Source organism: Pelagibius marinus (genome assembly GCF_014925385.1).
In the GTDB taxonomy this organism is placed as follows: domain Bacteria; phylum Pseudomonadota; class Alphaproteobacteria; order Kiloniellales; family Kiloniellaceae; genus Pelagibius; species Pelagibius marinus.
The window spans coordinates 129,297-155,494 of sequence record NZ_JACSDK010000009.1; the positions used below are offsets into that span (position 1 = coordinate 129,297).

General features: G+C 68.2%; 26 protein-coding genes. 10 read left to right on the top strand and 16 right to left on the bottom strand.

Annotated features, from left to right (window positions below; genetic code table 11):
* Nucleotides 1-2 precede the first annotated feature (2 nt).
* The 6 genes from argF to H7X47_RS10600 form a co-directional block, all read right to left on the bottom strand.
* Complete coding sequence (gene argF / locus H7X47_RS10575; RefSeq protein WP_193368642.1) at nucleotides 3-926, bottom strand: ornithine carbamoyltransferase; 924 nt, start codon at nucleotides 924-926, stop codon at nucleotides 3-5.
* 1 nt (nucleotide 927) lies between these two features.
* On the bottom strand, nucleotides 928-2,091 hold the full coding sequence (locus H7X47_RS10580; protein ID WP_193368934.1) for an aspartate aminotransferase family protein: 1,164 nt from the start codon (nucleotides 2,089-2,091) through the stop codon (nucleotides 928-930).
* 292 nt (nucleotides 2,092-2,383) lie between these two features.
* Nucleotides 2,384-3,316: a TraB/GumN family protein gene (locus H7X47_RS10585; RefSeq protein ID WP_193368643.1), complete on the bottom strand. Its 933-nt coding sequence runs from the start codon at nucleotides 3,314-3,316 to the stop codon at nucleotides 2,384-2,386.
* 143 nt (nucleotides 3,317-3,459) lie between these two features.
* On the bottom strand, nucleotides 3,460-4,377 hold the full coding sequence (locus H7X47_RS10590; protein WP_193368644.1) for a TraB/GumN family protein: 918 nt from the start codon (nucleotides 4,375-4,377) through the stop codon (nucleotides 3,460-3,462).
* Nucleotides 4,378-4,431: 54 nt separating this feature from the next.
* Complete coding sequence (locus H7X47_RS10595) at nucleotides 4,432-5,298, bottom strand: ABC transporter permease (protein ID WP_193368645.1); 867 nt, start codon at nucleotides 5,296-5,298, stop codon at nucleotides 4,432-4,434.
* Entirely contained in the window at nucleotides 5,295-6,110 is an 816-nt protein-coding gene (locus tag H7X47_RS10600) for an ABC transporter permease (protein WP_227010372.1), read from the bottom strand. The genes H7X47_RS10595 and H7X47_RS10600 overlap by 4 nt, the downstream gene beginning before the upstream one ends.
* Before the next feature lie 53 nt (nucleotides 6,111-6,163).
* Between H7X47_RS10600 and H7X47_RS10605 the strand changes: the two genes are divergently transcribed.
* A complete protein-coding gene (locus H7X47_RS10605) occupies nucleotides 6,164-6,781 on the top strand; it encodes a regulatory protein RecX (RefSeq protein ID WP_193368646.1) in 618 nt (205 codons plus the stop codon).
* Nucleotides 6,782-6,999: 218 nt separating this feature from the next.
* Entirely contained in the window at nucleotides 7,000-7,476 is a 477-nt protein-coding gene (locus tag H7X47_RS10610; RefSeq protein WP_193368647.1) for a tetratricopeptide repeat protein, read from the top strand.
* A gap of 15 nt (nucleotides 7,477-7,491) precedes the next feature.
* Here H7X47_RS10610 and H7X47_RS10615 read toward each other — a convergent pair whose 3' ends face one another.
* Nucleotides 7,492-9,180: an adenylate/guanylate cyclase domain-containing protein gene (locus H7X47_RS10615; RefSeq protein WP_193368648.1), complete on the bottom strand. Its 1,689-nt coding sequence runs from the start codon at nucleotides 9,178-9,180 to the stop codon at nucleotides 7,492-7,494.
* A 235-nt stretch (nucleotides 9,181-9,415) separates the two neighbouring features.
* On the opposite strand from H7X47_RS10615, the gene H7X47_RS25795 reads away from it, so the two are divergent.
* Nucleotides 9,416-9,634: a DUF1289 domain-containing protein gene (locus H7X47_RS25795; RefSeq protein ID WP_319633579.1), complete on the top strand. Its 219-nt coding sequence runs from the start codon at nucleotides 9,416-9,418 to the stop codon at nucleotides 9,632-9,634.
* Between the two features lie 34 nt (nucleotides 9,635-9,668).
* Here the strand turns inward: H7X47_RS25795 and H7X47_RS10625 are convergent, their stop codons facing one another.
* Both H7X47_RS10625 and H7X47_RS10630 read right to left on the bottom strand, forming a co-directional pair.
* Entirely contained in the window at nucleotides 9,669-10,052 is a 384-nt protein-coding gene (locus tag H7X47_RS10625; protein ID WP_193368649.1) for a hypothetical protein, read from the bottom strand.
* 106 nt (nucleotides 10,053-10,158) lie between these two features.
* Nucleotides 10,159-10,407 (bottom strand): hypothetical protein, encoded by a 249-nt coding sequence (locus tag H7X47_RS10630; protein WP_193368650.1) that lies wholly within the window; start codon nucleotides 10,405-10,407, stop codon nucleotides 10,159-10,161.
* Nucleotides 10,408-10,837: 430 nt separating this feature from the next.
* On the opposite strand from H7X47_RS10630, the gene H7X47_RS10635 reads away from it, so the two are divergent.
* Together H7X47_RS10635 and H7X47_RS10640 are read left to right on the top strand one after the other, a co-directional pair.
* Nucleotides 10,838-12,406: an ATP-binding response regulator gene (locus H7X47_RS10635; protein WP_193368651.1), complete on the top strand. Its 1,569-nt coding sequence runs from the start codon at nucleotides 10,838-10,840 to the stop codon at nucleotides 12,404-12,406.
* A gap of 90 nt (nucleotides 12,407-12,496) precedes the next feature.
* Nucleotides 12,497-12,946, top strand: a complete 450-nt coding sequence (locus tag H7X47_RS10640) for a hypothetical protein (RefSeq protein ID WP_193368652.1) — start codon at nucleotides 12,497-12,499, stop codon at nucleotides 12,944-12,946.
* Between the two features lie 3 nt (nucleotides 12,947-12,949).
* On the opposite strand, the gene H7X47_RS10645 is transcribed toward H7X47_RS10640, so the two are convergent.
* From H7X47_RS10645 to H7X47_RS10665, 5 genes are all read right to left on the bottom strand, one after another.
* Nucleotides 12,950-13,741: a FadR/GntR family transcriptional regulator gene (locus H7X47_RS10645; RefSeq protein WP_193368653.1), complete on the bottom strand. Its 792-nt coding sequence runs from the start codon at nucleotides 13,739-13,741 to the stop codon at nucleotides 12,950-12,952.
* A gap of 33 nt (nucleotides 13,742-13,774) precedes the next feature.
* Nucleotides 13,775-14,779 (bottom strand): ABC transporter ATP-binding protein, encoded by a 1,005-nt coding sequence (locus tag H7X47_RS10650; protein ID WP_193368654.1) that lies wholly within the window; start codon nucleotides 14,777-14,779, stop codon nucleotides 13,775-13,777.
* On the bottom strand, nucleotides 14,776-16,743 hold the full coding sequence (locus H7X47_RS10655; protein ID WP_193368655.1) for a dipeptide/oligopeptide/nickel ABC transporter permease/ATP-binding protein: 1,968 nt from the start codon (nucleotides 16,741-16,743) through the stop codon (nucleotides 14,776-14,778). The genes H7X47_RS10650 and H7X47_RS10655 overlap by 4 nt, the downstream gene beginning before the upstream one ends.
* Nucleotides 16,740-17,687, bottom strand: coding sequence for an ABC transporter permease (locus H7X47_RS10660; protein ID WP_193368656.1), 948 nt, complete (start codon nucleotides 17,685-17,687; stop codon nucleotides 16,740-16,742). The genes H7X47_RS10655 and H7X47_RS10660 overlap by 4 nt, the downstream gene beginning before the upstream one ends.
* Nucleotides 17,688-17,799: 112 nt before the next feature.
* On the bottom strand, nucleotides 17,800-19,371 hold the full coding sequence (locus tag H7X47_RS10665; protein WP_193368657.1) for an ABC transporter substrate-binding protein: 1,572 nt from the start codon (nucleotides 19,369-19,371) through the stop codon (nucleotides 17,800-17,802).
* A gap of 156 nt (nucleotides 19,372-19,527) precedes the next feature.
* Between H7X47_RS10665 and H7X47_RS10670 the strand changes: the two genes are divergently transcribed.
* Nucleotides 19,528-20,187, top strand: a complete 660-nt coding sequence (locus H7X47_RS10670; RefSeq protein ID WP_193368658.1) for a DUF1028 domain-containing protein — start codon at nucleotides 19,528-19,530, stop codon at nucleotides 20,185-20,187.
* 18 nt (nucleotides 20,188-20,205) lie between these two features.
* Here H7X47_RS10670 and H7X47_RS10675 read toward each other — a convergent pair whose 3' ends face one another.
* The gene (locus tag H7X47_RS10675) at nucleotides 20,206-23,439 is read right to left on the bottom strand and encodes a transglycosylase domain-containing protein (protein WP_319633580.1); all 3,234 of its coding nucleotides are present in this window, start codon (nucleotides 23,437-23,439) and stop codon (nucleotides 20,206-20,208) included.
* 264 nt (nucleotides 23,440-23,703) lie between these two features.
* Between H7X47_RS10675 and H7X47_RS10680 the strand changes: the two genes are divergently transcribed.
* Nucleotides 23,704-24,651, top strand: coding sequence for an ornithine cyclodeaminase family protein (locus H7X47_RS10680; protein WP_193368659.1), 948 nt, complete (start codon nucleotides 23,704-23,706; stop codon nucleotides 24,649-24,651).
* A gap of 33 nt (nucleotides 24,652-24,684) precedes the next feature.
* Here H7X47_RS10680 and H7X47_RS10685 read toward each other — a convergent pair whose 3' ends face one another.
* Nucleotides 24,685-25,104, bottom strand: coding sequence for a MerR family transcriptional regulator (locus tag H7X47_RS10685; RefSeq protein ID WP_193368660.1), 420 nt, complete (start codon nucleotides 25,102-25,104; stop codon nucleotides 24,685-24,687).
* Between the two features lie 75 nt (nucleotides 25,105-25,179).
* Between H7X47_RS10685 and H7X47_RS10690 the strand changes: the two genes are divergently transcribed.
* The 3 genes from H7X47_RS10690 to H7X47_RS10700 are packed head-to-tail and all read left to right on the top strand — an operon-like array spanning nucleotide 25,180 to nucleotide 26,183.
* Nucleotides 25,180-25,578 carry a mercuric transporter MerT family protein gene (locus H7X47_RS10690; RefSeq protein ID WP_193368661.1) on the top strand — a complete coding sequence of 133 codons (399 nt, stop codon included), beginning with the start codon at nucleotides 25,180-25,182 and terminating at the stop codon, nucleotides 25,576-25,578.
* Nucleotides 25,579-25,603: 25 nt separating this feature from the next.
* The gene (locus H7X47_RS10695) at nucleotides 25,604-25,933 is read left to right on the top strand and encodes a heavy-metal-associated domain-containing protein (protein ID WP_227010374.1); all 330 of its coding nucleotides are present in this window, start codon (nucleotides 25,604-25,606) and stop codon (nucleotides 25,931-25,933) included.
* A gap of 25 nt (nucleotides 25,934-25,958) precedes the next feature.
* Nucleotides 25,959-26,183 carry a GDCCVxC domain-containing (seleno)protein gene (locus H7X47_RS10700; RefSeq protein ID WP_193368662.1) on the top strand — a complete coding sequence of 75 codons (225 nt, stop codon included), beginning with the start codon at nucleotides 25,959-25,961 and terminating at the stop codon, nucleotides 26,181-26,183.
* Nucleotides 26,184-26,198: the final 15 nt, after the last annotated feature.

Here is a 26,198-nt window from a genome sequence, read left to right on the forward strand (position 1 = left end):
CGTCAGGAGAGGCACCACGCGAGAATGCCCTTCTGGGCATGCAGGCGGTTTTCCGCTTCGTCCCACACCACCGACTGCGGACCGTCGATCACCGAGGCGGTAACCTCGTCGCCGCGGTGGGCCGGCAGGCAGTGCATGAAGATCGCCCCGGGCTTGGCCAGCGCCATGAGCCGGTCATCGACCTGGTAGGATTGCAGCAGGTTGTGACGGCTCTCGCCGTCGTCGTCGCCCATGGAGACCCAGGTGTCGGTCACCACCGCGTCGGCGTCCCGCACCATGGCGTCGGCGTCGCTGGAAACGACAATCTTGCCGCCCTGGGACGCCGCCCAGTCCAGCACCGACTGGGGCGGACGCAGCATCTCCGGGCAGGCCAGGCGCAGTTCGAAGTTGAAGCGCACGGCCGCATGGATCCAGGAGGTCGCCATGTTGTTGCCGTCGCCGGACCAGACCACCACCTTGCCCTCGATGGGCCCAAGGTGCTCTTCGAAGGTCATGACGTCGGCCATGAGCTGACAGGGATGGGTGACGTCGGTCAGGCCGTTGATCACCGGTACCGTTGCGGCCTCAGCCATTTCCAGCAGGATCGACTGCTTGGTCGTGCGGATCATGATCGCGTCGACATAGCGCGACAGAACGCGCGCGGTGTCGCCAACGGTCTCCCCGCGGCCCAGCTGGGTGCCGCTGGGCTCCAGCACCACGGCATGTCCGCCCAGTTGCGTGGCCGCAACCTCGAAGGAAACGCGGGTACGGGTTGAGGGCTTCTCGAAGATCATGGCCAGTGTCTTGCCGGTCAGCGGCTTGTCGCCGCTGCGGCTTTCACCGCGCTTCATGCGCAGGGCGTCGTCGAGCATGGCGCGCAGTTCGGCGGTTTCCAGCCGGTCGAGATCGAGAAAATGCTTGGGCTGCGGCAGCTTCAGTTCGGTCATGTCACGCCGCCTTCGCCCAGGTGCTGCAGGCGCGCTCGATGGCCTGCACGGCCTCGTCCACGTGACGCGCATCGATGATCAGCGGCGGCAGCAGGCGCACCACGTTCTCCGCCGCGCCCACGGTCAGCAGGCCTTCCTCGCGCAGCTTGGCGACCAGCTCGGTATTGGGCACCACGCACTTGAGGCCCAGCATGAGGCCCGCGCCGCGCACCTCCGCCAGCACTTCCGGAAAGCGCGCCGCGAGGTCTTCCAGCTTGCCGCGCAGCTGCTCGGCCGTGCGCTGCACATGGGGCAGGAAATCGGGCTCCAGCATCACGTCCAGCACCGCGTTGCCCACCGCCATGGCCAGCGGGTTGCCGCCGAAGGTGGTGCCGTGGATGCCCGGCTGCATGCCGCCGCAGGCCTTCTCGGTCGCCAGGATGGCGCCGATGGGAAAGCCGCCGCCCAGTCCCTTGGCCAGCGCCATGACGTCGGGCCGGATGTCCGCCCATTCATAGGCGAAGAGCTTGCCGGTCCGGCCCATGCCGCACTGGATTTCGTCCAGCACCAGCAGCAGGCCGTACTCGTCGCAGACGTTGCGCAGGGCCTTCAGGTAGTCCAGGTCGGCGGCGCGGATGCCACCCTCGCCCTGGATCGGCTCCACCAGGATGGCGCCGGTCTCCGGACGGATGGCGTTGCGCAACTCGTTCATGTTGCCGAAGGGCACGTTGTCGAAGCCCTCGGCCGTCGGCCCGGTGCCCTCCAGGTATTTCGGATTGCCCGCCGCCGACAGCGTGGTCAGCGTGCGGCCGTGGAAGGCGCCGGTGCAGGAGATCACCCGCATGCGTTCCGGCTGGCCGGCGGCATAGTGATAGCGGCGCGCCAGCTTCAGCGCGCCCTCGATGGCCTCGGCGCCGGAGTTGCAGAAGAATACCTTGTCGGCGAAGGAGTTCGCCACCAGCCGCTCGGCCAGGCGCCGGCCCTCCGGGATCTCGTAGAGATTGGAGACGTGCCACAGCTTGCCGGCCTGTTCCTGCAGGACCTTCACCAGGTGCGGATGGCTGTGCCCCAGGGCATTGACCGCGATGCCGGCCGCGAAATCCAGGAATCGTCGCCCGTCCGCCGTATAGAGATAGGGGCCTTCGCCGCGCTCGAAAGCGAGGTCGGCGCGCGCATAGGTATGCATCAAGGCGTCACTCACGGACCGAACTCCTATACCTTGTCCAACAGGCCCCCACGGGCCCGCAAAGGGGCCCGACAGGCCCCTTTTGGCCTGAAAGGGCCGAAATGCCTCATATTCTGGGGCGGGGACGGTTCATTCTAGGGCCGGCACCGGGCTTGCCGGGGCCGGCCGGGTTCAGCTTACACGGCACGCGGCCGGGGCTGAAGGGGCGACACTATTGGCAGAATGCCCCCCGCTGTCAACCGGAGCGCCCGGATTCCGGCGGCTTGCGGCGGATTCGGGCGACCCCGGCAGCCTAATAGAGCCGGGTGACCCGGTAGCCCTCCTTCTCGAGCAGGGAGAGAACGCCTTTCTCCCCGGGCAGTTGAAAGGCTTGCAGGCCCGCGAAGGTGGCGCCGCTCTCGAACATTGAACTCAGGCGCTTCGCCAGCATTCGGTTGCGCCCGAAAATCCACTTCTCCTCGATCCGTTCGTAGGCATCGGGACCCATGTTTGCTGCAAAGAACTCATTGTACTTCGCTATGAAGTCGACTCTGCCGGCGCGATAGGACTTCAGGTGATTCGCATAGGCGTCTTCAAGCGAGCCGGCCATAGCAAGATCGACCTTGAGAGCCGCGACGTAGTCGGCCACCGGCACGCTGTCCTGCAAAGCCGCCACCTCTTGCGGGTCTTCCAGTGAGATCAGAAGTTTGCCGTCCTGCTGCGCCCAATCAACCAGGCGCCTTCCGTGAAACTGATCCTGCGCGCCGAACCCGTTCCAAAGACGCGGCGGGAAGCTGAACATGTGGGACAGAGCAGAAGGCGCCAGCCGGTCGACTTCGGCCGGCGAGAGATTGTAGCGTTCCGCCCTGGCAACGACGCCGCGGTAGGTGTCGTCGTCAAGCAGGTGACGCAGCGACTGGGCCGCCGGCAGGTGGAGCTGGTCTTTCCATTGCCCCATCTCGGCTTCATCGAAAATGAAGGAGAAGCTCACCTGTTCGGCCTTGCCGAAGGCTTGCATTACCGGCGCGGGCAGATCCCGCAGAGCCGGGTCGTCATAGTAAAACAGAGCGAAGAGGTAACTCGGCCTCTGGCCCTCGCGCTCAACTTGCCAGAGCTGCCCCTCGGCATGTTTGACCGGATGAGGATCGGAGGCAGCAGCCGAGCCCGCCCCCAATACCAGCACTAGTCCGAGGAGTGACAAGGTCCAGGCACGAAGAATGGCGCTGGTGTGTTGATGCCGCGTCATGGTGATCCCGCATTTCCGCCGTTGCACAGTTCCAGCTGCCCCGCCCAGGCGGGATCAATCGCCGGTTGCAGGTGAGCCTGGGCGGAAAACCTTAAGATTCCGGCAATACGGGGATTTAGCCCAATGCGCGGGCGGGCTGCCGGTCAGTAGAGCCGGGTCACCCGGTAGCCGCGCTGCTGCAGCAGGCTGAGGATGCCCTCTTCGCCGGGCAGGTGCAGCGCGCCCACGGCCACGAAGGCGCGGCCCTGTTCCAGCAGCGGGACCATGCGCTCGGCCATGGTGTGGTTGCGGTCGTCGATCATGCGTTCGGCCAGGCGCTTCGCGGCGGCGGCATCGTCGACGCCGGAGTAGTCGTTGGCGAACGTCATAAGGGTCGCGGTGTCGCCCTTCAGGTAGGCGCGGAACATGGCATTGAACTGGCTCACGATGTGCTCGTGATCGTTCAACAGGTCGGCCACCAGGGTGACCTGCTCGGCCTCGCTCAATCCGTCGAAGATCTCGAGCTGCTCGGCATAGCTCTCCAGACCGTGCAGGGCCTTGCCGCGGCGCTGGGCCTCGCCCTGCAGCCAGAAATCGAAGGCCGGCTCACCCTGGGCCTGGCGGATCACCTCGATGCGCGGACGCGCCAGGAAGAAGCTCAGCGCCCAGGGCTTCATGCGCTGCAGGCCCTCGGGCGTGACGCCGAAGTCGGCCACCGCCGCGGCGGTGCGCCCGAAAAGCTCGGCGCCGATGATGTCCTCCAGGTTCCGGCCCGGCGGCAGCTGGAGGGCCTGGGCCATGTCCGCCTCGCCGCCCTGGCCGGTGACGATCTCGAAGGCGGCGACCTGCGAGCGGTCGAGCGCCTGGTCGATCTCCCTGGGCAGCTCGCGCAGACGCGGGTCTGTCGAGTGCATGGTGCCGAGCAGGTAGCTGGCCGGGGCATCGTCCTTCTGCAGTTGCCACAGCAGGCCCTGGCTGAAGGGAATGTTCTCCGCGGCGGCGGCCGGCGTGAGCCACAGGAAGGCCGCGGCGAGAACCGCCAGCGGCGCCGTGAAAAGCTTGCTCTGGAGTGATTTCAGCATTGCCCGACTGACCTCAATCGTCACCTTTCGCCGGCTCCCGCAGCGCGGCGCTACTCAGGGCCGGATCTTGTAGCCCGCCGCGAAGAGGCGCCAGGCCAGCACCGCCAGCGTCAGGTTCAGCGCGGCGAGCAGGCCGGCGCCCAGCGCCAGCGAGGTTTCCGCCTGGCCGATGAAGCCGGCCCGAAAGCCGTCGACGGCGTAGAACACGGGATTGAAGTAGATCCAGTCCCGGAACGCCTCCGGCAGCCGTTCCACCGAGAAGAAGGTCCCCGAGAGGAGCCCCAGCGGAACGATGAGGAAACCCTCCACCGCGCCGTAGTGGTCCCAGCGCTCGGCCCAGAGACCCGCGATGGTGCCCAGAAGCGCGAAGAGCAGCGCTGCCAATACGGCAAAGCCGAGGACAAACGTTACATCGAAGTATGAATAATCCACGAAGACCGCGGTTCCCAGCGCGACCAGCGCGCCGGACATCAGCCCGCAGGTCGCCGCCGAGAGCACGAAGCCGGCGATGACCTCCAGCGCGCTGAGCGGCGCCATCTGCACGTCGGCGATGGTACCCTCCATCTTGTCCAGCACGATCATCGCCGCGGAGTTCTGGAAGGCGGTGTAGGCAAGGGCGTAGAGCGCCACGCCGGGCGCGATGAATTCCTTCAGGCCCACCCCCGGCAGCATCTCGCCGAGACTGCGCTGGCCGACCACGAAGACCAGCAGGAACAGCATGCTGGAGACCAGCGGGCCGGCCAGGGTTTCCAGTCCGAAACGCAGGAAGCGGAACAGGCCGTAGCCGTAGTAGACCGTCCAGAGGCCGCGCCAGTTGAAGCGCCGGAAGGACAGTGGACGCCAGGCGCGAAAGGCCAGCACCGGCGCAGCGGCGCCCACCGCGGCGCCTTCCGCCTCGGGGCTGCCGCCGACCCCGGTCACGGCTTCAGCCGGTAGCCGGTGGCGAACATCCGGTAGGTCACGAACCAGAGGAAGAGGTTGACCCCGGCCATGACCACGATCCCCAGCGTCAGATTGCCGTCGGCGTGGCCGATGAAGCCGTAGCGGAAGCCGTCGATCATGTAGAAGAAGGGATTGAAGTGGGCCACGATCTGCCAGGTCTCCGGCAGCCGCTGGATGGAATAGAAGGTGCCGGAGAGGAAGGAGAAGGGCGTGATCACGAAGTTGGTCACCGCGGCGATGTGATCGAACTTCTCCGACCAGATGCCGCCGATCATGCCGAGCAGCGACAGCATCAGCGAGGCCATGACGCCGTGGAAGAGGATGAAGAGCGGATTATGGATGGTGACCGGCACGAAGATCCACATGCCCAGGCCCACGGCGAGGCCGACCATGATGCCGCGGGTGACGCCGCCGCCGGCCATGCCCAGGGTCAGCTCGGCCGGCGAGAGGGGCGGCATCAGCACGTCGACGATGTTGCCCTGCACCTTGGCGATGACCAGCGAGGAGGAGGTGTTGGCGAAGGCGTTCTGCACCATGGCCATCATGATGAGGCCCGGCGCCAGGAAGGTCGCGAAGGGCACGCCGCCGACGACCCGCCCGCCGCCGCCCAGCGCCAGGGTGAAGATCGCCAGAAACAGCAGCGTCGTCACCATGGGCGCCAGCAGGGTCTGCGTAAAGACGTTGAGGAAGCGGCGCACTTCCTTCATGTAGAGGGTCCAGAGGCCGCGCCAGTTCACGCGCCCCATGTGCCTGACGCGGGTGCCGCCAAGCGAGAGGGTCTGATGTTCCATAGCGCTTCACATAGTCCCAGCCGCCGCCGGACGCAAGGCGCGAAGGCGCGCCCATGAGCCGGCAGGGCGACGAGGAGGCGGGGCGCAAAGCGGGCAAAACCCGGGGAAAACGGCGCCAGCCCTTGAAGGCCACGCCCGAGGGCCTGGAGCGCTCGGCGCTGTATTACCTGGAGCGCTACGACAGCTCCAGCGGCCACCTGCGACGCCTGCTGCGGCGGAAAATCCTACTCTCCGCCAAGGTGCACGGCACCGACCCCGACGAGGGCGCCGCGGCGGTCGAGCGCCTGATTGCGCGGCTGACCGGGCTGGGCCTGCTGGACGACGCCCGCTACGCCCGCGAGCGGGTGCGCGGCCTGCTGGCGCGCGGCACCTCGGCGGCCATGATCCGCGCCAAGCTGAGGGCCAAGAGCCTGCCCGCGGCGCTGATCGAGGCGGCCCTGGAGGCCGACGAGAACGCCGGACCCGGGCGCGAACTGCGCGCCGCCCTGCGCTACGCCAAGCGCCGGCGCCTCGGCCCCTACCGCCTGGAGAACCGCCCCGGCGAGCGCGCCGAGCGGCGCGAGCGCGACCTGGCCGCCCTGGGCCGCCAGGGCTTCGACTACGAGACCGCCCGGCGGGTCATCGACAGCGAGGATCCGGCCGCCCTGGAAGCCGAGCTGGACACCGGCTGACGGAGGACCGGCGCGAATTTCTGCCCGCCGGGCTGCATCCACCGGGCCCGCGGCTGCGTAGGTATGAAAAGAAGGCGCCCGCGACCGCAGCAGTCCGGGGCCTCCGGGGAGGTCACCCCAATTGTACTTGGTGCGGCGCAGCATTCCGACGCATAGTGGCGCGAGCGCCGACGCGAGAGCTTGAAGTTGCTTGGTCGCTCAAAACGGAAGAGGAAGCGATGATCCGGATACTCAAACTGATCACCCCCTTCGCCCTCACCTTTGCTTTGGCATGCGGCGCCGCCTACGGCATGGGCGGCGACAGCGGCAGTGACTCCAAGAAGCCGATGGATCCGAACTACACCGCCGCCAAGCAGCTGGTCGAGGACGGCAAGTACGCCGAGGCCATCCCGCTGCTGGAAAAGGTGGTCGCCGGTGACGACAAGAACGCCGACGCTTTCAACTACCTCGGCTACAGCAACCGCCAGCTCGGTAACAACGACGTCGCCCTGGCTCACTATCAGAAGGCCCTGGCCCTCGAGCCGCGTCACCGCGGCGCCAACGAGTACCTGGGCGAGCTCTACCTGACCCTGGGCGACCTGCCGAAGGCCGAGGAGCGCCTCGACGTGCTGGACGACGCCTGCTTCTTCGGCTGCGACGAGTACACAGAGCTGAAGAACGCCATCGCCGAGTACAAGGCCAAGGCCGGCAGCTGACCCTTCAGGGGCCGCCTACTCCGCCGCGCGCACCGCTGAAGGTGCTATGGCCGGCAGGTCCAGGGCGCTCTTCAACACGTGAATGTCCAGCGGCTGGCTGCGGCCGCGCACGTCGATCTGCTGATGCGGGAAGGCCGCGAGATCGATGCCGGCGTGGGCGGCCAGCGGGGCCGAGACGATGAGCTGCGCTTCATAGTCCTTGGTCAGCGCCTCCAGGCGGCTGGCCGTGTTGACCGCGTCGCCGATGGCGGTGAGTGACGTCGCCGGGCCGTAGCCCATCTCCCCGACGATGACCGATCCGCTGTGCAGGCCGATGCCGATGCGCAGGGGCTCCGGCAGGTCGGCGGCCAGGCTGCGGTTCAACTCCTCCAGATGCTCGGCCATGCGCCGCGCCGCCTCCAGGGCGTTGCGGCTGCCCACTTCGACGCCCCGCTCGATGCCGAACAGCGCCATCACGCCGTCGCCGATGAACTTGTCGATGCGCCCGCCGGCTTGCTCCACCGCCGTACCCATGGCGGTGAAATAGCGGTTGAGCACGAAGACCACGTCGTAGGGCAGGCGGTCCTCCGACAGGGAGGTGAAGCCGCGCAGGTCGGCGAAGAGGATGGCGATCTCGCGCTCGTCGCCCTGCAGGTAGCCGGCGCGCGGCTGCGCCAGGGCCGGGCCGGCGGCCGGCGGCAGCAGCGGCGTGATTTCACAGTCGGCGAAGACCGCGGTCTGACAGGCCAGCCGGACGTTGGGCGCGGCGCCGACGCGGGCCAGCACCTTTCGCTCCTCGGGCTCCGGCGGGGGCAGGCTGGCCCCGCCGCGGCCAACGCGCACACGGCAGGTGGAGCAGCGCCCGCGCCCGCCGCAGACCGAGGCGTGCGGCACTCGCGCGCTGCGGCTCGCTTCCAGGATGGTCACGCCCTTGCGCACGCTGACGCGGCGCCCGCCGGGATAGCTGAGGCGCACCATGCCCTGACGATGCTGCCACAGGCGCCACAACAGGCGGGCGACCAGCGTCAGGGCCAGCAGCACGAAGAAGCCGATGACCACGCCGTCGCGCAGCGCCAGCACGTCGTCGCGCTCGGCCGTCGAGGGGGCGTTGCTCAGCACCAGGATCTCGGCGATATAGTCCGGGTTCGCGGCGACGCGGCGCAGCACCTCGCGCCCGGCGGCCAGGTAGCCGGCCAGCGCCAGGGTCGGCAGCAGCACGGCGGCGGCGAGGCCGTAGGGGGCGAAGCGCGGGTACCAGCGCTTGAGGCGCAGCCAGAGGTGCAGGCCGATGCAGCCGTGGGTCCAGACCACCAGCACCAGCAGCGTCTGCTGCAGGGCGTCGCGCAGATTGAAGCCCCACTGCACCGCCACGATGTAGAGATAGCTGTCGTCGACGCCATAGATCTCGTGCACCAGGCGGGTGCCCAGGATGTGCAGCGCCGCCAGCGGAATGATCAGCACCCCGAAGAGGTAGCGCAGGGCGTCGAGCGGCGGCATGGCCAGGCTCTCCCGCCGGAAGATCGCGTAGTAGGCCAGGCTCAAGTGAACCAGCAGCGCCGTGTAGAGCAGCACGGTGGGCAGCAGGCTGCGCCAGAACGCGACGAAAACCTCCTGCCCTGCTTCCAGGGCGGAGAAGGACACCACCCCCAACGCCGTGTTCAAGAGATGCGTCAGGACATAGAAGAAGAGGGTAAGACCGCTGATCAGCCGCAGGCGCCGGACCATGCTTGTTCCTCTACTTTCATTGCATTGGCTGCGAGCGGCAGGGCAACCGGAGTAGGTTTCAGATCATAAGCGGGTGCTGCGGGCTTGAAAACGGGCCTCTGAGCCTGCTATTGGCCCTGCTGTTGGCCGGAGACGTCCCGCGGCCGGCGCGCCTTTCCCACGACTTGCGCCTGTTCGGGGGCAAAAACCGGCGGGAGCCGGCGGATCACTTTTGCGTAAGGAGGGGCCGGGCCCCGTGACCGACAGCGACAACCCCAGGCCCAGGCGGCGCCAGCGTCCGCAGCGCGTCTTCGACACTTCGGTGCCCTCGCCCTGCATCTCCGTCTGCCAGGTCGACCCCCGGACCGACCGCTGCATCGGCTGCCTGCGTCACGTCGACGAGATCCGCGACTGGCCGATCCTCACGGCCGAGCAGAAGCGCGCCATCCTGGCCCAGCTGCCCCAGCGGAAATAGTGCCGCCGGCGCGGAGGTGACGCGGAAGGACTGCTCAGGCGTGCAGCGGGGCGCCGAGATCCTGAGTCTCCGCGCGGCGCGCGAAGAGGGAGCGCATGATCTTTTCCTGAACCCGGAGATCCAGGTCGGTGAAGACGCCGGCCAGTTCCCGGCGCTCGCGGTCGACCCAGATGACGACCGCCTGGCAGTCGAACGTCAGGGCCTCGTCCTCGATATCCAGCTCGACGGTCAAGGCGATCTTGTCGCCGGGGTAGTGCTCAGCACTGTAGGCGCCGGCGGAGAAACCGCGGCGTGACCAGTCTTTCAGGGGGTAGGCTTTGCCGTCGATGAAAACATGGCCATCGACCTCGGTGCCGCGCGGTTCAATGCGGCGATCAGAACAAGGGGACGAAAAACGCCTGAACAATGAAGAAAACATACCTCAAGAATGCCCCAGGGTCCTGAAGCTTTCGTTAACGATTGTGCGAAGACAGCGCAAATTCAATTTACGCGCAGGTTGCCCTGCAGCGCCGGGCGCGGCCGCGCTAGAAAGACCGCCGCAGCCGCACTTCCAGGGGGCGGAACCGGCTGCGGTCCATCAAGGTGGAGCAGGCCAGCGTCACCCGGCGGGACGGATCGAGGATGTCGCGCAGGCAGACGTGGCGCACGGCCCGGGAGTCGGTGAAGAAGGACTCCACCTCCCACTGCCGGGCCGCCTTACGCATCTCCTGAAACCGCTGGCCGACCCACAGGCCGCCTTGCGTGAAGCGTTGCGGTGCGCTTCGGTACTGCATCTCCATTCCTTCAGCCTTTCTGCCCTTCTGCTTTGTCATAAGGGCCTGCCTTCTTGTGGGGCGGGCGAGGCTTTGTTGAGTATCGCAGCGCGCCGGCGGCGATCAACGATTCCGCCTGTGGCATCGCGTGTGAAAAAAGGGGCATCACCGGCCCGTATCCATAGGAATTATTACCGTTACCACCTCCCGGCCCGACCGTGGAGCAGCAGTACCGTCGCGGCGGCATGTTGCGCAATAGCATATAACCCGCTGCTTTACATGATAAATTCTGACAACCCGGCCACAACTCCCTGACCATCCGCGGCTTCGGAATCGGCCCGCCACACCCCAGAAAGGTCACGGCACACCATAGTCATCCGGCGTAGAACCTTTACTAAGCATTAATCAATTGGGCGTAACCCAGAGGTTAAGCTTGGTTAGGAACCGGTAAATGGAGAGACCGACGCGCTACCTCCTGATGGCAGATGGCAACGAAGAAGCCGTCCGCCTGCAGGCCGCCCTGGCCGGGACGCGGCAGGGCACCGCCGACGACGCCGCTGCGCGGCGCGCGGCCTCCGCGTTCCGCGAGGAGGTCATCTGGGCAGGCAACCTGTTCGGCGCGGCCGCGGCCCTGCGCCAGGGCAACGTCGCCGCGGTGCTGCTGGAGGCCGGCTTCACCGGCTGCCGTCCCAGCGACGTGCTCAATCTGCTCTCCGGCACCGCCCCGGACGCGCCCCTGATCCTGCTGGCCGACAACGATCACCTGCTCGTCGCCATGAATGCGGTGCGCCAGGGAGCCCATGACTACATCCTGAAGTCCGACCTCGACGACCCTGTCTTCCGTCACCGGTTGAAGTTCCGCATCGAGCGCTTCGCCCGGACCTGCCAGACCCGGCGGCGCCTGCAGCAGGCGGAAGAAAAGAAGACCCGCTTCGAATCCCTGGTGCAGGACAACAGCGACGCCATGCTGGTGCTCGACCTGCGCGGTCACATCAGGTTCGCCAATCCCGCCGCCGCCAACCTGTTCAGGCGCAACCCGGCCAGCCTGCTGGGCAGCAACCCGGGCATCCCGATCGACGACGGTGACACGATGGAAATCGTCATCGGCCGCCATCGCAGCAGCGACACGGTGGCCGACCTGCGCATCACCCGAACCACCTGGAACGGCGAGCCCGCCGTCCTGGCCACTCTGCGCGACATCTCGCTGCGCAAGCGCACCGAGCGCGCCCTGCTGCTGGCCAAGCAGCAGGCGGAACTGGCCAGTGAAATGAAGTCGAAGTTCCTGGCCAACATGAGCCACGAGCTGCGAACCCCGCTGAATTCCATCATCGGCTTCACCGAGATGATGCAGCGCGGCGTCTTCGGCAAGATCGACAACCCGCGCTACGAGGACTACCTGGCGACCATCCGGAATTCCGGCCGCCACCTGCTGACGCTCATCAACAACCTGCTCGACCTCTCGAAGATCGAGGCCGGGCGCGAGGAGCTGGACGAGCAGACCGTCGACGTCCACGACCTGCTGCAGACCGCCATTCACGCCGAGGAGCCGACGGCGCGCGAGCATGGGCTGCGGCTCAGCTGCAACATCGAAGGCCCGGCGCGGCTGTTGCGCGCCGACCCGGTGAAGCTGGATCAAATCGTGCTCAACCTGCTGTCCAACGGCATCAAGTTCACGCCGGAGGGCGGCAAGGTCACCGTGAGCGGTGAGGTGACGGAGACGGGCGACTACAAGATCACCGTGGCCGACACCGGCTGCGGCATGAACGAGGACGACATTCCCGAGGCCATGGGGCTGTTCAGCCAGATCCGCAGCCCCTACGTGCGCACGCGCGACCGCGGCACCGGCCTGGGCCTGCCGATCGCGCGCAGCCTGGCGGAGCTGCACGGCGGCACCCTGACCATCACCAGCCGCCGCGGCCTCGGCACCCAGGTGAGCGTGACCCTGCCGGCCGAGCGGGTACTGGACAACCCGCTGACCGCCCTGGCCTCCGGCCTGCCCCGGCAGCGCAGCCACGTCTGACGGCGCCCCGGGAGACGGCGGCGTTGAACCACGGCGCCGTTTCGTGCGACTGAAGGGCAGCACACCTCGCCAACACTCGAAGTTTCGCCGATGAACAACCCTCCTTCGGGCCTGCGCCGACCACTCCTCGCCCTGCTGCTGCTTCTAAGCGCCGCCCTCGGCACGTCCGGCCCGGCCGCCGCGGCGCCGCTGGAAGACGACCTGCTGGCCTTCGAGGGTCGCTTCCAATGGCAGGACGCCCGCCGGGACTACGTCTTCTCCGACCGCCCCGGCCTCGCCGGCCTGCTGGAGCCCATCACCGAGGACAAGCTGAGCGCGCTGGCCGGCTGCATCGACGACCCTCGCCTTGCGGCCGCGCGCCTGGACGGCAAGGCGGTGACCCTGGGCGTCATGTGCTACCAGGCACTGCGGCTCTTCGCCTATGTCGAGAGGGAGAACTGGCCCGGCCACATCGGCCCGCTGGCGACCCCGGAAGAGCGCCGCGCCGCCAAGCAAGCCTGGCGGACGGCCCTGGCCGAACACCGCTACGTCTTGCACTAAATTCTAGTCGGGAACCTGCAGGAACTTCGTCTGCAGCACCGCCTCGCGCTCTTCCATGTAGCGCTGGGCCGTGCACATGTGCTCGAACATGATCTCGCGTGCCGCCTTGGCGTCCTCGCGGCGCAGGGCGCGCAGCAGGCGCACCTGGTAGCTGAGGCCGCTCTCGCGCAGATCCGGGTTGGGCACGTCGTAGATACGCTTGCAGACGGTCAGGTCGCGCAGCAGCGACTGCAGGAAGCGGCACATGAAGGCCAGCACCGGATTGTCGCAGTAGTCGACCAGGATGGAGTGGAAGTCGAGCTCGGCATGGCGCTGGCGGCGCTCCTCCTCCAGATCCTGGGGCGGATCCTCGTAGATCTGCATGATCTGTTCCAGGCGCTTGAAGTCGGCTTCCTCCAGCTTGCCGGCGATGCCGGCCGCCAGCTCCGGCTCCAGGATGCGGCGCAGGGCATAGATGTCGCCGATGGTCGGGTTCTGGAAAAAGAAGTAGTTGCCGAGCAGCTCCATGGCGCGGGATTCCGACAGCGCCTCGACGAAGGTGCCGCCGCCGGGGCCGGTGCGGCTGCGCACCAGGCCTTGCGTCTCCAGCACGCGCAGGGCCTCGCGGATGGTGCCCTTGCTGGCCTGGAAGCGGCCGATGAGTTCGCGCTCGCCGGGCAGGCGGTCGCCGGGCTTGAGGCCGCGGATGACGATCCAGTCCTTGATCTCCTCGGCGATGCGCACCGGGCGATTCTTGCCGCGCCGTTTTCCGCCCTCCTCCGGGGGTGTGACAGGACTGTCCAGGGTCTCGCTCATGTTCTTCTTCGACGCCTTCGGGTTTCCCGCCGCCTAGTCCCCGGCCGCTTCGACATTGGCCGGAGGCCAGGGCTCCCCCTTGCGCGGGTGGTGACAGGCATAGGCGGATTCGCCCTCGCGTTCCAGCACCGGAAGGGTTTCGCGGCAGAGATCACTCGCATGAGGGCAGCGCGCGGCGAAGGCACAACCGGGCGGCGGCGCCAGGGGGTCCGGCAGCTCGGCGATCCTGGCCTCGGCGCCGATGCCCTTCCTGCCCGGCACCGGCGCGGAGGACAGCAGCAGCCGGGTGTAGGGATGCAGCGGCCGGCGGAACAGTTCCCCGGCGGTGCCTTCCTCCACCACGCGGCCGAAATACATGACCAGCACCCGGTCGCTGACCGACTCCACCACCGCCAGGTCGTGGCTGATGAAGATGTAGGTCAGGTCGAAGTCCGCCTTCAGCTGGTCCAGCAGGTTCAGCACCTGGGCCTGCACCGAGACGTCGAGGGCCGAGACCGGCTCGTCGAGCACCAGGACCTCCGGCTCGGCGGCCAGCGCGCGGGCGATGCCGATGCGCTGGGCCTGGCCGCCGGAGAACTCGTGAGGATAGCGCTCCAGGAACTCGGGGCGCAGGCGCACCGCCTCCATGATCTCCATGAGCTTGTCCTGGCGCGCCGCCGCCGGCATCTGCAGCAGGTGAATGAGCGGCGCTTCGAGGATCTGGCGGATGGTCTTGCGCGGGTTCAGCGAGCTCAAGGGGTCCTGAAAGACGTACTGCACCCGCTTGGCCAGGGCGCGGCGGTCGAAGACCGCCGGGTCGTGCAGCAGGGCCCCGCCCAGGGAGACCTCGCCCTCCGTCGGCCGCTGCAGACCGACCAGCAGCTTGGCCAGGGTCGACTTGCCGCAGCCCGATTCGCCGACGATGCCCAGGGTCTCGCCCTGGCGCACCTCGAAGCTGACGCCCTGCACCGCGTGGACGGCAGGCTTGGGCCGGCCGAGCAGCGTGCGCCCGCCGCCGAAACGGCGGGTGACGTCCTGGATTTCCATCAGCGCGCTCATGCCGCCCCCCCGCCTTGCCCGTTGCGCGGCTTGATGCAGCGCACCTGGTGGGCGTCGTTGACGGCGTCGAGATCGATCTCGCCCTGGCGGCAGGCGTCTTCGGCATGGGGGCAGCGCTCGGCGAAGGCGCAGCCCGGCGGCAGCTTGTTGACCGCCGGCGGCAGGCCGGGGATGGCCTCCAGGCGGCGGCCCGGCTCGCCCAGGCGCGGCACGCAGGCGATGAGGCGCTCGGTGTAGGGATGCGCCGGTGCGCTCAGCACCTCCTCGGTGGGACCGATCTCGACGATACGCCCGGCGTACATCACCGCGACGCGGTGGCAGACCTCCGAGACCACGCCGAAGTCGTGGGTGATGAACAGCAGCGAGGCGTCGGTATCGTCGCGCAGCTGGTCCAGCAGCTTCAGCACCTGCGCCTGGACGGTGACGTCCAGCGCCGTGGTCGGCTCGTCGGCGATCAGCAACTCGGGATCGTTGGCCAGCGACATGGCGATGGAGACGCGCTGGCGCATGCCGCCGGAAAGCTCGTGCGGATAGGCCGAGGCGCGGCCCGCCGCGTTGGGAATGCGCACCGCGTCCAGCAGCTTCACGGCGCTGGCCCAGGCTTCCCTGTAGGACACGGGCTTGTGGCTGCGGATCGCCTCGGCGATCTGGTCGCCGATGGTGAACAGCGGATGCAGCGTGGTCAGCGGGTCCTGAAAGATGTAGGCGACGCCGTCGCCGCGAACCGCGCGCAGGCCGGCGGCATCGAGCCCCAGCAAGTCGCGCCCCTGCAGCAGCACCTGCCCGCCGACAATGCGGCCCGGCGGTGTCGCCACCAGGCCCAGCAGCGACAGCGCGGTCACCGACTTGCCGGAACCGGACTCGCCGACCAGGCCCAGGCATTCGTTGGGCCGGATGTCGAAACTGACGCGGTTCACCGCCTTGTAGACGTCGCTGCCGATGCGGAACTGGGTCTCCAGGTCATGCACCGCCAGGACGCTGCCTTGCTTCGCGCTCATCGCCGCCACGGCCTGGGCCGACGGTGCGGTCTGCGCCGAGGGACGGTCGACTTCCGTCATCGGCGCCGGGCGCGCCAGGGCGCCGGACTTGAGGCGCGGATCCAGCAGGTCGCGGATGCCGTCGCCCAAGAGGTTGATGCTCATCACCACCAGGAAGATCATCACGCCGGGAATGACCGAGACGTGCGGCGCGGTGATCAGCAGCTTGCGCCCCTCGCCCAGCATGGAGCCCAGGTCGGCGTCGGGCGGCTGCGCGCCGAGGCCGAGGAAGCTGAGGCCCGCGGTCTCCAGGATCATCCAGCCGACGGTGGTCGAGACGGTGATGACGATGACCGGCAGCACGTTGGGCAGCACCTCGGTCAGAAGGATCGAGAGGTCCGACTTGCCGGAGAGGCGCGCGGCGTCGATGAACTCCCGCTTGGCGAGGCCCAGGGTGACGCCGCGGATGTTGCGCGCGAAGAAGGGGATGTTGACGATGGCGATGGCGAAGAGCGCGTTCAGCAGGCCCGGCCCCAGCGCGGCGACGATGGCCAGCGCCAGCAGGATGTAGGGAAAGGCCATGAGCATGTCGATGCCGCGCATCAGCAGGGTGTCGGCGCGCCCGCCGAAGTAGCCGGCGAGAATGCCGATGGAAGAGCCGAAGAGCGCGGCGACGGAGGTGGCCGAAAGGCCGACCAGCAGGCTGACCCCGGTGCCCCACAGCAGGCGCGAGAGGATGTCGCGGCCAAGGTGGTCGCTGCCCAGCAGGTGGCCCTCGGCCAGCGGCCGGAGCAGGCGGTTGGCCGGATCGGTCGCGGCCGGGTCCTGCAGCGGCAGGAAGGGCGTCAGGATGACCAGCAGGATGATGACCAGCAGCAGCCCGGCGCCGAAGGCGGCGAGCTGGTTGCGCAGGAAGAGCTTCAGCGGCGAGGGCCGCCCGCTGCCGGCCTTGGCGGCCGGGGCCGTGGCGGTGGCGGCGGCGGTCATGAGCGGAGCCTCGGGTCGACCAGGTGCTGCAGCAGGTCGGTGAGCAGGTTGAACAGCACGTAGCTGGCCGCCACCACCAGCACGCCGCCCTGCACCAGCAGCAGGTCGCGGGTCGAGATGGCCGTCACCAGCATGCGGCCGATGCCCGGCCACTGGAACACGGTCTCGATGTAGACGGCGCCGCCCAGCACGAAGCCGGCCTGCACGCCGATCACCGGAATGACATTGACCAGCGCCGCCTTGAAGGCGTGGCGGTAGATGACGCGGCGCTCGCTCACCCCCTTGGCGCGGGCGGTGCGGATGTAGTCCTGGCGCAGCACCTCCAGCATGGCCGCGCGGGTGAGGCGGGCGATGACGCCGGTGGCCACCACCGCCAGGGTGATCGCGGGCAGCACCAGGTGGTGCAGCAGGTCGGGCAGGTCGCCGCCGCCGTAGATGGCGAACATGCCGCTGGCCGGGAAGAGGCGCCAGGTCACCGCGAAGGCGAGGACCAGCAGCAGGCCCAGCCAGAACGACGGCACCGAGATGCCGACCAGCACGAAGAAGGTGACGATCTTGTCGGTCCAGCCGTACTGGCGCACCGCCGAGACGACGCCGGCGATGAGGCCGAAGATCGAGCAGAGCAGCAGCGAGGCGCCGGCCAGGATGAGAGTGGCGGAGAAACGCTCCAGCACCTCGTCGATCACCGGGCGGTTCAGGTTGTAGGAGCGCCCGAAGTCGCCCTGCAGCAGGTTGCCGAGCCAGACGAAGTACTGCTCCACCAGGGAGCGGTCGAGGCCCAGTTGACGGTTCAGACGCTCGACGTTCTCCGGCGTGGCGTAGGAGCCGAGGATGGCCGTTGCGGGATCGCCCGGGATCATCGCCATGATCAGGAAGACGATGACGGTGAGGCCCAGCAGGACGGGCACCGCGAGCACCAGGCGCTTTACCGTGTAGGCCAGCATCTTGGGCGCTGTCTCCCCTGTTGGTCGTGGAGCGACTTGCGGGCGGCGGGCGGCCCCTTCCCCGGATCCCCCGCTACCTGCAGGGGCCACCGGGGAGGAACCTGGGCGGAAGTCAGCCCTTGGTGACGTCCTTCAGAATCAGGAAGAAGGACGGCTGCAGGGAGAAATTGCTCACTGCGGCGGAGGTCACCGCGTTCTGCTTCCAGTTGGCGATGAAGGCCCAGGGTGCGTCCTCATGCACGATGGCCTGCATCTCCTTATAGAGCTTCGCGCGCTCGGCCTGGTCGGTGCTGCTGCGCGCCGCCTCAAGCAGCTTGTCGACCTCCGGGTTGGAATAGTAACCCGAGTTGAAGCCGCCCTTGTCGGGCCAGGCTTCGCTGCGCAGGGCGAGGTAGGGGAGCGTATCCGGATCGTTGGTCATCCAGGCCATCTCCGCCATGTCGGCCTTGCCTTCCAGGCCCGGGTTCACCTTGCCGAGGAAGGTGTTCCACTCGTAGGTCTCGATGTCGACCTTGAGACCCACCTTGGCGAGGTCCGCCTGGATCGCCGCACCCATGGGCACCGGGTCCAGCATGCCCGAGCCGCCTTCGGTGACGTAGAAGGTCAGCTCCGCGCCCTCATGGCCCGCGGCCTTGATCAGGTCCCTGGCCTTGTCCGGATCGTAGGGATAGGGGTCGAGCTCGTCGTTGTAGGCCCAGGAGAAAGCCGGCGGCGTCGGGCCGGCAGCGACTTCCGCGGTGCCCTGCAGCACGTTCTCCACCAGCGCCTTCTTGTTGATGGCGTAGTTCACCGCCTGGCGCACCTTCTTGTCGGCCAGGGGACCTTCCTTCACGTTGAAGATCAGGAACCAGACGTGCGGACCGGCCTGCTCGTAGACCTGGTAGCTGGCGTCGTTGCCGAAGGTGGCGACGGAATCCGGCGGCACCTCGACCATCATGTCGATACCGCCCGACAGCATCTCGGCGACCCGGGTGTTGGCGTCGGTGATGGGGCGGAAGACGATGGCCTCCAGCGAGGGCGCGCCTTCCCAGTAGTCCTCGTTGCGCACGACGACGACCTTGGCGTTGCTCTCCCACTCCGCAAAGCGGAAAGCACCGGTACCCGAGGGATGGCGCCCGAAATCCTTGCCGTGTTCCTTCACCGCCGCCGGCGAGACGATCAGGCCGGTCGGATAGGCGAGGTTGGACAGGAAGGGCGCGTAGGGCTCCTTCAGCTTGAAGGTCACCGTGTCCGCGTCTTCGGCGGTCACGCTGTCGATGGCGCTGAAGAAGAACGACAGCGGGAAGGGCCCGGTGTCGTGGAAGGGATGGTTCTCGTCGAGCATGCGGTCGAAGTTGAACTTCACCGCCTCGGCGGTCAGCGCGGAGCCGTCGTGGAAGGTGACGCCGTCGCGCAGGTCGAAGGTGTAGGTTGTGCCGTCGTCGCTGATGGTCCAGGACTCGGCCAGCGACGGTTCGACCTCCAGCGTGCCGTCCTTGTAGCGGACCAGCCCGTCGTAGACGTTCATCAGAATGCGGAAGTCGTTGACCGCGGTCACCGCATGGGGATCGAGCGACTTCGGCTCGGCGATCTGGCCGACGACCAGAACGCCCGGCGGCGTCTGCGCCTGCACGGCGCCGGCGGCGAGGACGCCGGTGGCCCCAAGGCCGGCCGCGAGAGCCGCTGCGTAGAGAATTTTTTTCATTACCGCCTCCCTGGTGGATCGGTTGTGCGCAGTTTCTGCGCGTTTACAGCTTCAATTTAGCATGATAAATTCAAATGTAACGTATTTTTTCATGATAAATTGCTCGCCAGCGAACAACTGGCGGCAGGAACCCCGCCCCCAGGAACCTACTAGGGCATGACCTTCACCATCATCGGCCGCGACCCGGAAAACGGGGCCATCGGCGTCGCCACCGCGACCGGCAGCATCGCCGTGGGCGCCCAGGTGCCGCACTGCCGCTTCGGCGTCGGGGCCGTGGCCACCCAGGGCTGGACCACCAACGTGCTCTTCGCCCGCCGCGGCCTGCCGCTGCTGGCCAAGGGGCAGAGCGCCTCGCACGTCATGCGCACCCTGGTCGCCGAGGACGAAGGCCGCGATTTCCGCCAGCTCGCGGTGATGGACCGCGCGGGCGCGACCGCCGGCTGGACCGGCACGGCCAACAGCGACTTCAAGGGCCACCTCGAAGGCGACAACGTCATCGTCGCCGGCAACATTCTGGCGGGACCGGAGGTGCTGGAGGCCATGTCCGCCGCCTACCGGACGGAGTCGGCGCCGGACCTGGCCGGGCGCCTGCTGGCGGCGCTGAGCGCCGGCCAGGCGGCCGGCGGCGACAGCCGCGGCACCCGCTCGGCGGCGCTGCTGGTCGACGGCGGCAGGGGCGCGGCCCTCAATCTCAGGATCGATTACGACGAAAATCCGGTGGCCGCCCTGGCGGCGCTGCACGAACGCTCCAAGGACGCCGTCTACCGTGATTTCCTGAAACGCCTGCCCGACGAGCAGGACCCCGGCCGCTACTGAGACGCTCTCCGGCGGCCTCTATTGCGCCGCGAGGGCGTTGCCGCGCGGGGCCGCCGCCGAGGCAGACTGGGGTACCGCGGCCAGGGTGCAGTTCCAGCGATTTTCCCGCGTGCGATAGCAGGGCGCCCCCGGGCGCGGCGGCGTGGTCTCCTCGACGTCGTCGACCAGCTGCGGGGCCGGCACCGGGGCCGGCGGCGCGGGCGCGCGCTCCAGCAACGGCTGCAGTTCCGGGCCCAGGGACTTTAGCAACTGCGTGGGCAGCGCCGAGGTGAAGCCGTAGCCGGCGGCGTCCGGTCCGGCCACATGGGCCGAGATAACGCCGAAGAAGCGGTCGCCCAGGAAGAACACGAAGGTCGCGGTACGGTTCACGACCCGCGAGGAGATCAGTTCGCCGCTGCGCCCGAAGCGCTCGTAGCGGTGGTCGCCGGTACCGGTCTTGCCGCCGGCGATCAGCCGGTTGCCCTCGGCGTCGCTGAAGGCGCCGCTCGCCCGGCGGCCGGTGCCCTGCTCGACGGTCTCGACCAGCGCCTGGCGCAGGGTGGCGGCCACCTCGGCGCGCAGCACCCTCTCGCCCGGCGGCACCTGCAGGCGCATCACGGTTTCGAAGGGCGTGCCCTCGGCGAAGCGCAGGCGCTCGAAGCGGCCGCTGGGCAGGCGCAGGCCGTCGTTCAGGATGATGCCCATCAGTTCGGCCAGGGCGGCCGGCCGGTCGCCGGAGCTGCCGATCGAGGTGGCGTAGGACGGCACCAGCCAGTCGAAGGGGTAGCCGAGCCGCTGCCAGGTGACGGCCAGGCGCTGGAAGGCCTCCTCCTCCAGCAGGACGCGGATACGCTGATTCTGCGCGCGCCGCATCTTGGCGCGGAACAGCCAGCTGTAGGCGTCCTGACGGGCCTGGGCGCCGGCCTCCACGGCCTCGGCGAAGGAACTGCCCGGCCCGCGGCTGAGGAAGGCGGCCAGCCAGAGCTCCAGCGGATGGACCTTGGCGATGTAGCCGCGGTCGTTGAGGGAGAAGCTCTCGCGCGCGTAGCTGTCGTAGAGACCGCGCAGGTCGCTGTCACTCAGCGCGCGTCCGTGCCGCCGCTCTTTGAGAAAGGCGCCCAGCGCCGCCGGCCCGGCCTCCGGACGCAGGGAGCGGAAGACCACCGACTGGGCCGCGGCCGACTGCCGCGCCCGGCGCGACAGGCGCTCCAGGATCTCATCACGGTCGAGGCCGCGGTAGGCATCGTAGAAGCCGAGCATGAACTCCTTGCCCTCGCGGTCGGCGAAGCGGCTGAGATAGCCGTCGCGCAGCGGCGAGGCGGGGTCGCGCGGATCGCCCTGCTCGGCGACGATCCGTGCCACGTGGTAGCGCACCACGTCGCGCATCAGCCGGATGAAGACCAGGTTCACCGAGTTGTGCAGGGCATCGGCCACGGTCATGACGCGGCCGTTGTCGCGCCTGTCGAAATTGACGAAGTGGTGCAGCCCGCCGCCGGTGAAGAAGCCCTCCTCCGGGTTGGCGGAATAGCGCCGCTGCATGGCCGCGGCCAGCAGGCCGCGCAGATCCAGCTCGGGGCGCCCGGCCAGCGCCGCGGCGGCCCAGCGCGTAAGCGCGTCGCCCTTGAGGGCCCTGACGCGCAGCACCTCCACCGGCTGGCCGTGCAGTTCCTCGTGCAGCTCGGCGATGATCTCCAGATAGCTGACCAGGGTGCGCAGCTTGGCCGTGGAGCCGAGGTCGAGCTTGGTGCCCTCGTTGACGTCAAAGGGGCCGTCGTAGTTGTCGGCCTGCAGGCGCAGCCGGTTGCGGTCGGCGCCGCGCTCGTAGAGCAGCAGGCTGTAGATCACCTTGGCCGGGTCACCGCGGTCCAGCAGGCGCGGCGCGTCCAGACCCCTGTCCTTCAGGGCGGCGGGGTCGGAGAGGCTCTTCAGGGCGGCGGTCACCTGCTCCTGCACCTTCTTGTCCAGCGTCGTCTCCACCGTCAGGTCCAGGCGGTCCAGGTCGTAGAACGAGCCGAGTCCGAGCTGGCCGAGCAGGCGGGCGCGCAGCGTCGAGGCGGCCTTCCAGGACAGCTCCGAGGCCGGCGAGGCGGCGGCCGGCAGAGCCGTCGTGAAGCCGTTGCGCCGGGCCAGGGCCGCGTCGCGCAGGCGGGCGTCGATGACCCCGGCCTGGGCCAGCAGGCGCAGGTGGCTGTCGACCAGGCGGTCCAGGGCCGCGCGACCGGCCAGCAGGTATTCCGAGGGCCGCCGCTGGGCGATGAGCAGGCTCAGCGCCTGGCGGTAGACGGTGGCCTGGCGCTGCAGCGCCGCGGCGTCGGCGGCCGGGGCCGAGAGGCTGTCGCGCAGCGTCTCGAAATCGGTGCCGAACCAGGCCCAGAGACCGTCGGCGAGACCGATCACCTCGCCGTAGCCCGGCCGCGCGGCCAGCGGCGTGGAGTTCAGGTAATCGACGACGATCCGGCGGCGCGCCGCGGTGGTGTCGCGCCCGCCGAGGTAGCCGCGCAGGCTGGCGGAGATCATCTGCCGCAGCTTCTCGACCACGCTGTCGGTGCGCCCTTCCGGCGAGTGGCGGAACTTTTCCATCTGGGTGGCCAGGGTGCTGCCACCCGGGCTCTGGCCGCCGGTCACCGTCTTCTTCACCACCAGGTCGGCGAAGGCAATGGCCAGGCGGTCCCATTCCACCGCCGGGTTGGCGCGCGGAAAGCGCGGAGTCAGAAGCTCCCGGTTCTCGATGAAGAGCAGCGTCTTGACGATCAGCGGCGGCACCGCCTCGAAAGTCTCGAAAGCACGCTCGGGCGTGCGCGAGAGGAAGACCGGCGCGCCGTCGCGGTCGAGCAGGGCGAGGCCGGAGCGCGACTTGGCGCGGTAGGGCGCGATGCCGCTCTGCTGGAAATACCAGTCGAAGCGCTCGGAGACACGGGCCTGGGTTTCGACCCGGTAGCCCTCGGCGCGCAGGCTGTCGATGAACTCCGGCAGGCCGACGTAGCCGAGCCGCCGGTCATAGGGCCCGTCCTTGGGAAAGGCGATAACGTCGCTCGGCCCCTCGTCGACGCGGAAGGTCATCTCGCCGGCCAGGCGCGAAAAGAGTGCGGATTGCAGAGTGGAGGTCTTGGCCTCGATGACGGCCAGGCTGCCCAGCGCGGTCAGCAGGCAGAGGGTCGAGCCAAGGGTGGCGATACGCCGCCAGCCGCGTCCGAAAGGTGGCCGTCGTCGCGGCTTGGCGGGAGCTTCCCGCGGCACCGCCGGCTCGGTTGCCTTCAGCGAATCACCCGACACCGCTTGGCATCCCTGGCTAGGGGCTGGCCTTCCATTTCGGAAGAGCGCGCCCGGTGGAACAAGTCCCCCTCGAACGTCTCCTCTACCAACTCCGGCAATGCCGGTCCCCGAAAAGCATCATGCCGAGAGAGTAAAGTTTTCTCAACCTTTATAAATAGTTAACACGATTTCCCCAGGCGGGCTGCGGACTTCGAGGGGCGGGCGGCAGCGGCCGATTCGGCCCGCCGAGCCAAGCCGGGGTTTTGCCGTGGTAGCATGCGCCCCATGACTGATCTCAAAAACATTCCCTTTCTCTCCGAAGCGGCGCTCGCCGGCCTCGGCATCACCACCGGCGAGGTCATCGAAAGCATCGAATCCATGATTGCCGGCAGCGCCCGTTCGGCGGTCTGGAGCGCCCCCAAGGCGGTGATCCAGCCCGGCGACGGCCGCTACATGATGGCCGCCCTGGCCGCCGCCGACGACCCGGCGCTGCTGGCGGTGAAGACGGTGGTGCTCAACCCCCGCAACACGGAGCGCGGCCTGGCGCAGATCAACGGACTGGTCACGCTGCTGAGCAGCGACACGGGCCTGCCCGTCGCGATCCTGGACGGCAACTGGATCACCGCGGTGCGCACCGCCGGCCTCAGTGCGACCGCTGCCAGGCACCTGGCGCGCGAAGACTCCGCCGTCGCCGCCTTCATCGGCGCGGGCGTGCAGGCGCGCAGCCACCTTGCCGCCTTCGCCGACATCTACCCCCTGGAGGAAGTGCGCATCTTCGCCCGCGGGCGGGCCAACATCGACAGGCTGAGCGAAGCGGCGGCCGCCCTGGGGCTGTCGGTGGTGGTCTGCGCCTCCCCGGAGGAAGCCGCAAGACCGGCGGACCTGCTCGTCACCTCGGTCACCTATTCACCGGCGCTGGAGCCCTTCCTGGACGCCGACTGGCTGAAGCCCGGCGCCTTCGCCGCGGTGACGGATCTCGCCGCCCCCTGGAAGAAGGAGAGCTTCACGGCCTTCGACCGTCTGGTCATCGACGACATGGCGCAGGAAGCGGCGCTGCCCAACAAGCTGGCCCCGCCCGAGGCCGTCTCGGGCGACCTGACGGGCCTGGTCCTGGGAGAGATCGCCGGCCGCGAGAGCCCGCAGGAACGCAGCGCCTTCATCTTTCGCGGCCACGCGCTGGGCGACCTTGCGCTCTCGGCCCTCGCCTGCCGCAAGGCCGGCATCGTCGACTGAGTCGTCACCAAGCGGCGGCGGCGGATCGGGCTCTTATGCCTGCGACTCGAGCGCGTCCAAGACGGGGCATTCCGGCACTTCGTCTCCCGAACACCGCGACGCCGTCTCCGCGAGAATCCGCTCTATGCGTCTGAGGTCGGCGATCTTCGCCCGGACGTCGGCCAGGTGCCGCTCCGTGCGCTGCTTCACCTCGGCACAGGTTTGCGTGCCGCGGTCCATCAGCGCCAGCAGTCCCCGCACGTCATCGATCGAAAAGCCGAGTTCGCGCGCCCGCAGGATGAAGCGCAGGCGGGATACGTGACCCGCATCGTAGACGCGGTACCCGGCGCCGCTCCGCGGCGGATCGGGCATCATGCCGATCTTCTCGTAGTAGCGGATGGTCTCCAGGTTGCAGCCGGTCCGGCGGGCCAGGTCGGCCCGCAGGAGACCTTTATCCGGGCTGAATGCCTTCATCGCCTGAAACTCCTTGAGTCTGTAGTTACTACAGACTTTAGGATCAAATCAGCCCGAATTCGAGAGCCGAATGATATGAGCGAGAAACAAGCCGCAACGGCCTTGCCGGAAACCCCCGATACCGCACCCGACCATCGGCCGGGATGGTTCGCCGCGGGCGGCGTCGTCGGGGCGGTCCTCGCCTCCGCCTGCTGCATCCTTCCCCTTGTCCTGCTGTTTCTCGGCGTTTCCGGCGCCTGGATCGGAAACCTGACCGCTTTGCAGCCCTTCAAGCCCTATTTCGCGATTGTGGCGCTGGTCTTTGTCGGCCTCGGGTTCCGGCAGGTCTACTTCCGGCCCGCCGCAGGCTGCGCCGAGGGGACCCACTGCAGCCGGCCCCGGTCCTCCGTGATCGTCAAACCGGCGCTCTGGATCGCAACCCTGCTGGTAGCGTCGGCGCTGACCGTCAACTGGTGGGCGCCGCTGTTCTACTGACCTCACTCTTTGGAGCAAACCGCTGATGAAGTTTTCCCTCTCTCGCCTCGCCGGCTTTCTCCTTCTCGCGACGATCGGGCTTCACATGGGCGCCCCCCTCCCGCCGGCAGCGGCCCAGTCCGCCGGCGGCCAGGCAACTCTCCAAAGCGTCACCTTCACCGTCGACAACATGTTCTGCGCGCTCTGCCCCGTTACCGTCCGCAAGGCGATGGAGGGCGTGGAGGGCGTCAGTTCGGTCGAGATCGACTTCGAGGCCAAGACGGCCTTCGTCACCTTCGATCCGGCCATCACCACAGCCGCATCGATTGCCGCCGCTTCGAGCGATGCCGGTTATCCGGCCCGGCCGGGAAGCTGACCGGAAGACGGCGGGAAGCCCGATCATGGAAATACGATCCGCCGGCGTCATCCTTCACTCAACGCTCACCTGCCCGCACTGCGGCCATGCCGTCACCGAGGCGATGCCGACGGACGCCTGCCAGTGGTTCTACGACTGCAAGGCCTGCAACGCCCTCTTGAGGCCGAAGCCGGGGGACTGCTGCGTGTTCTGCTCTTATGGAACGGTTCCCTGCCCGCCGGTCCAGACCGGCGGCGGCTGCTGCGGCTGAAACCGGCAAGCTTTC

Excerpts from the sequence above, each read along its gene's own strand:
- argF (WP_193368642.1), bottom strand. The coding sequence starts at position 926 with ATGACCGAACTGAAGCTGCCGCAGCCCAAGCATTTTCTCGATCTCGAC.
- H7X47_RS10580 (WP_193368934.1), bottom strand. The coding sequence starts at position 2,091 with ATGCATACCTATGCGCGCGCCGACCTCGCTTTCGAGCGCGGCGAAGGC.
- H7X47_RS10585 (WP_193368643.1), bottom strand. The coding sequence starts at position 3,316 with ATGACGCGGCATCAACACACCAGCGCCATTCTTCGTGCCTGGACCTTG.
- H7X47_RS10590 (WP_193368644.1), bottom strand. The coding sequence starts at position 4,377 with ATGCTGAAATCACTCCAGAGCAAGCTTTTCACGGCGCCGCTGGCGGTT.
- H7X47_RS10600 (WP_227010372.1), bottom strand. The coding sequence starts at position 6,110 with ATGGAACATCAGACCCTCTCGCTTGGCGGCACCCGCGTCAGGCACATG.
- H7X47_RS10605 (WP_193368646.1), top strand. The coding sequence starts at position 6,164 with ATGAGCCGGCAGGGCGACGAGGAGGCGGGGCGCAAAGCGGGCAAAACC.
- H7X47_RS10610 (WP_193368647.1), top strand. The coding sequence starts at position 7,000 with ATGATCCGGATACTCAAACTGATCACCCCCTTCGCCCTCACCTTTGCT.
- H7X47_RS10615 (WP_193368648.1), bottom strand. The coding sequence starts at position 9,180 with ATGGTCCGGCGCCTGCGGCTGATCAGCGGTCTTACCCTCTTCTTCTAT.
- H7X47_RS10625 (WP_193368649.1), bottom strand. The coding sequence starts at position 10,052 with ATGTTTTCTTCATTGTTCAGGCGTTTTTCGTCCCCTTGTTCTGATCGC.
- H7X47_RS10630 (WP_193368650.1), bottom strand. The coding sequence starts at position 10,407 with ATGCAGTACCGAAGCGCACCGCAACGCTTCACGCAAGGCGGCCTGTGG.
- H7X47_RS10635 (WP_193368651.1), top strand. The coding sequence starts at position 10,838 with ATGGAGAGACCGACGCGCTACCTCCTGATGGCAGATGGCAACGAAGAA.
- H7X47_RS10640 (WP_193368652.1), top strand. The coding sequence starts at position 12,497 with ATGAACAACCCTCCTTCGGGCCTGCGCCGACCACTCCTCGCCCTGCTG.
- H7X47_RS10645 (WP_193368653.1), bottom strand. The coding sequence starts at position 13,741 with ATGAGCGAGACCCTGGACAGTCCTGTCACACCCCCGGAGGAGGGCGGA.
- H7X47_RS10650 (WP_193368654.1), bottom strand. The coding sequence starts at position 14,779 with ATGAGCGCGCTGATGGAAATCCAGGACGTCACCCGCCGTTTCGGCGGC.
- H7X47_RS10655 (WP_193368655.1), bottom strand. The coding sequence starts at position 16,743 with ATGACCGCCGCCGCCACCGCCACGGCCCCGGCCGCCAAGGCCGGCAGC.
- H7X47_RS10660 (WP_193368656.1), bottom strand. The coding sequence starts at position 17,687 with ATGCTGGCCTACACGGTAAAGCGCCTGGTGCTCGCGGTGCCCGTCCTG.
- H7X47_RS10665 (WP_193368657.1), bottom strand. The coding sequence starts at position 19,371 with ATGAAAAAAATTCTCTACGCAGCGGCTCTCGCGGCCGGCCTTGGGGCC.
- H7X47_RS10670 (WP_193368658.1), top strand. The coding sequence starts at position 19,528 with ATGACCTTCACCATCATCGGCCGCGACCCGGAAAACGGGGCCATCGGC.
- H7X47_RS10680 (WP_193368659.1), top strand. The coding sequence starts at position 23,704 with ATGACTGATCTCAAAAACATTCCCTTTCTCTCCGAAGCGGCGCTCGCC.
- H7X47_RS10685 (WP_193368660.1), bottom strand. The coding sequence starts at position 25,104 with ATGAAGGCATTCAGCCCGGATAAAGGTCTCCTGCGGGCCGACCTGGCC.
- H7X47_RS10690 (WP_193368661.1), top strand. The coding sequence starts at position 25,180 with ATGAGCGAGAAACAAGCCGCAACGGCCTTGCCGGAAACCCCCGATACC.
- H7X47_RS10695 (WP_227010374.1), top strand. The coding sequence starts at position 25,604 with ATGAAGTTTTCCCTCTCTCGCCTCGCCGGCTTTCTCCTTCTCGCGACG.
- H7X47_RS10700 (WP_193368662.1), top strand. The coding sequence starts at position 25,959 with ATGGAAATACGATCCGCCGGCGTCATCCTTCACTCAACGCTCACCTGC.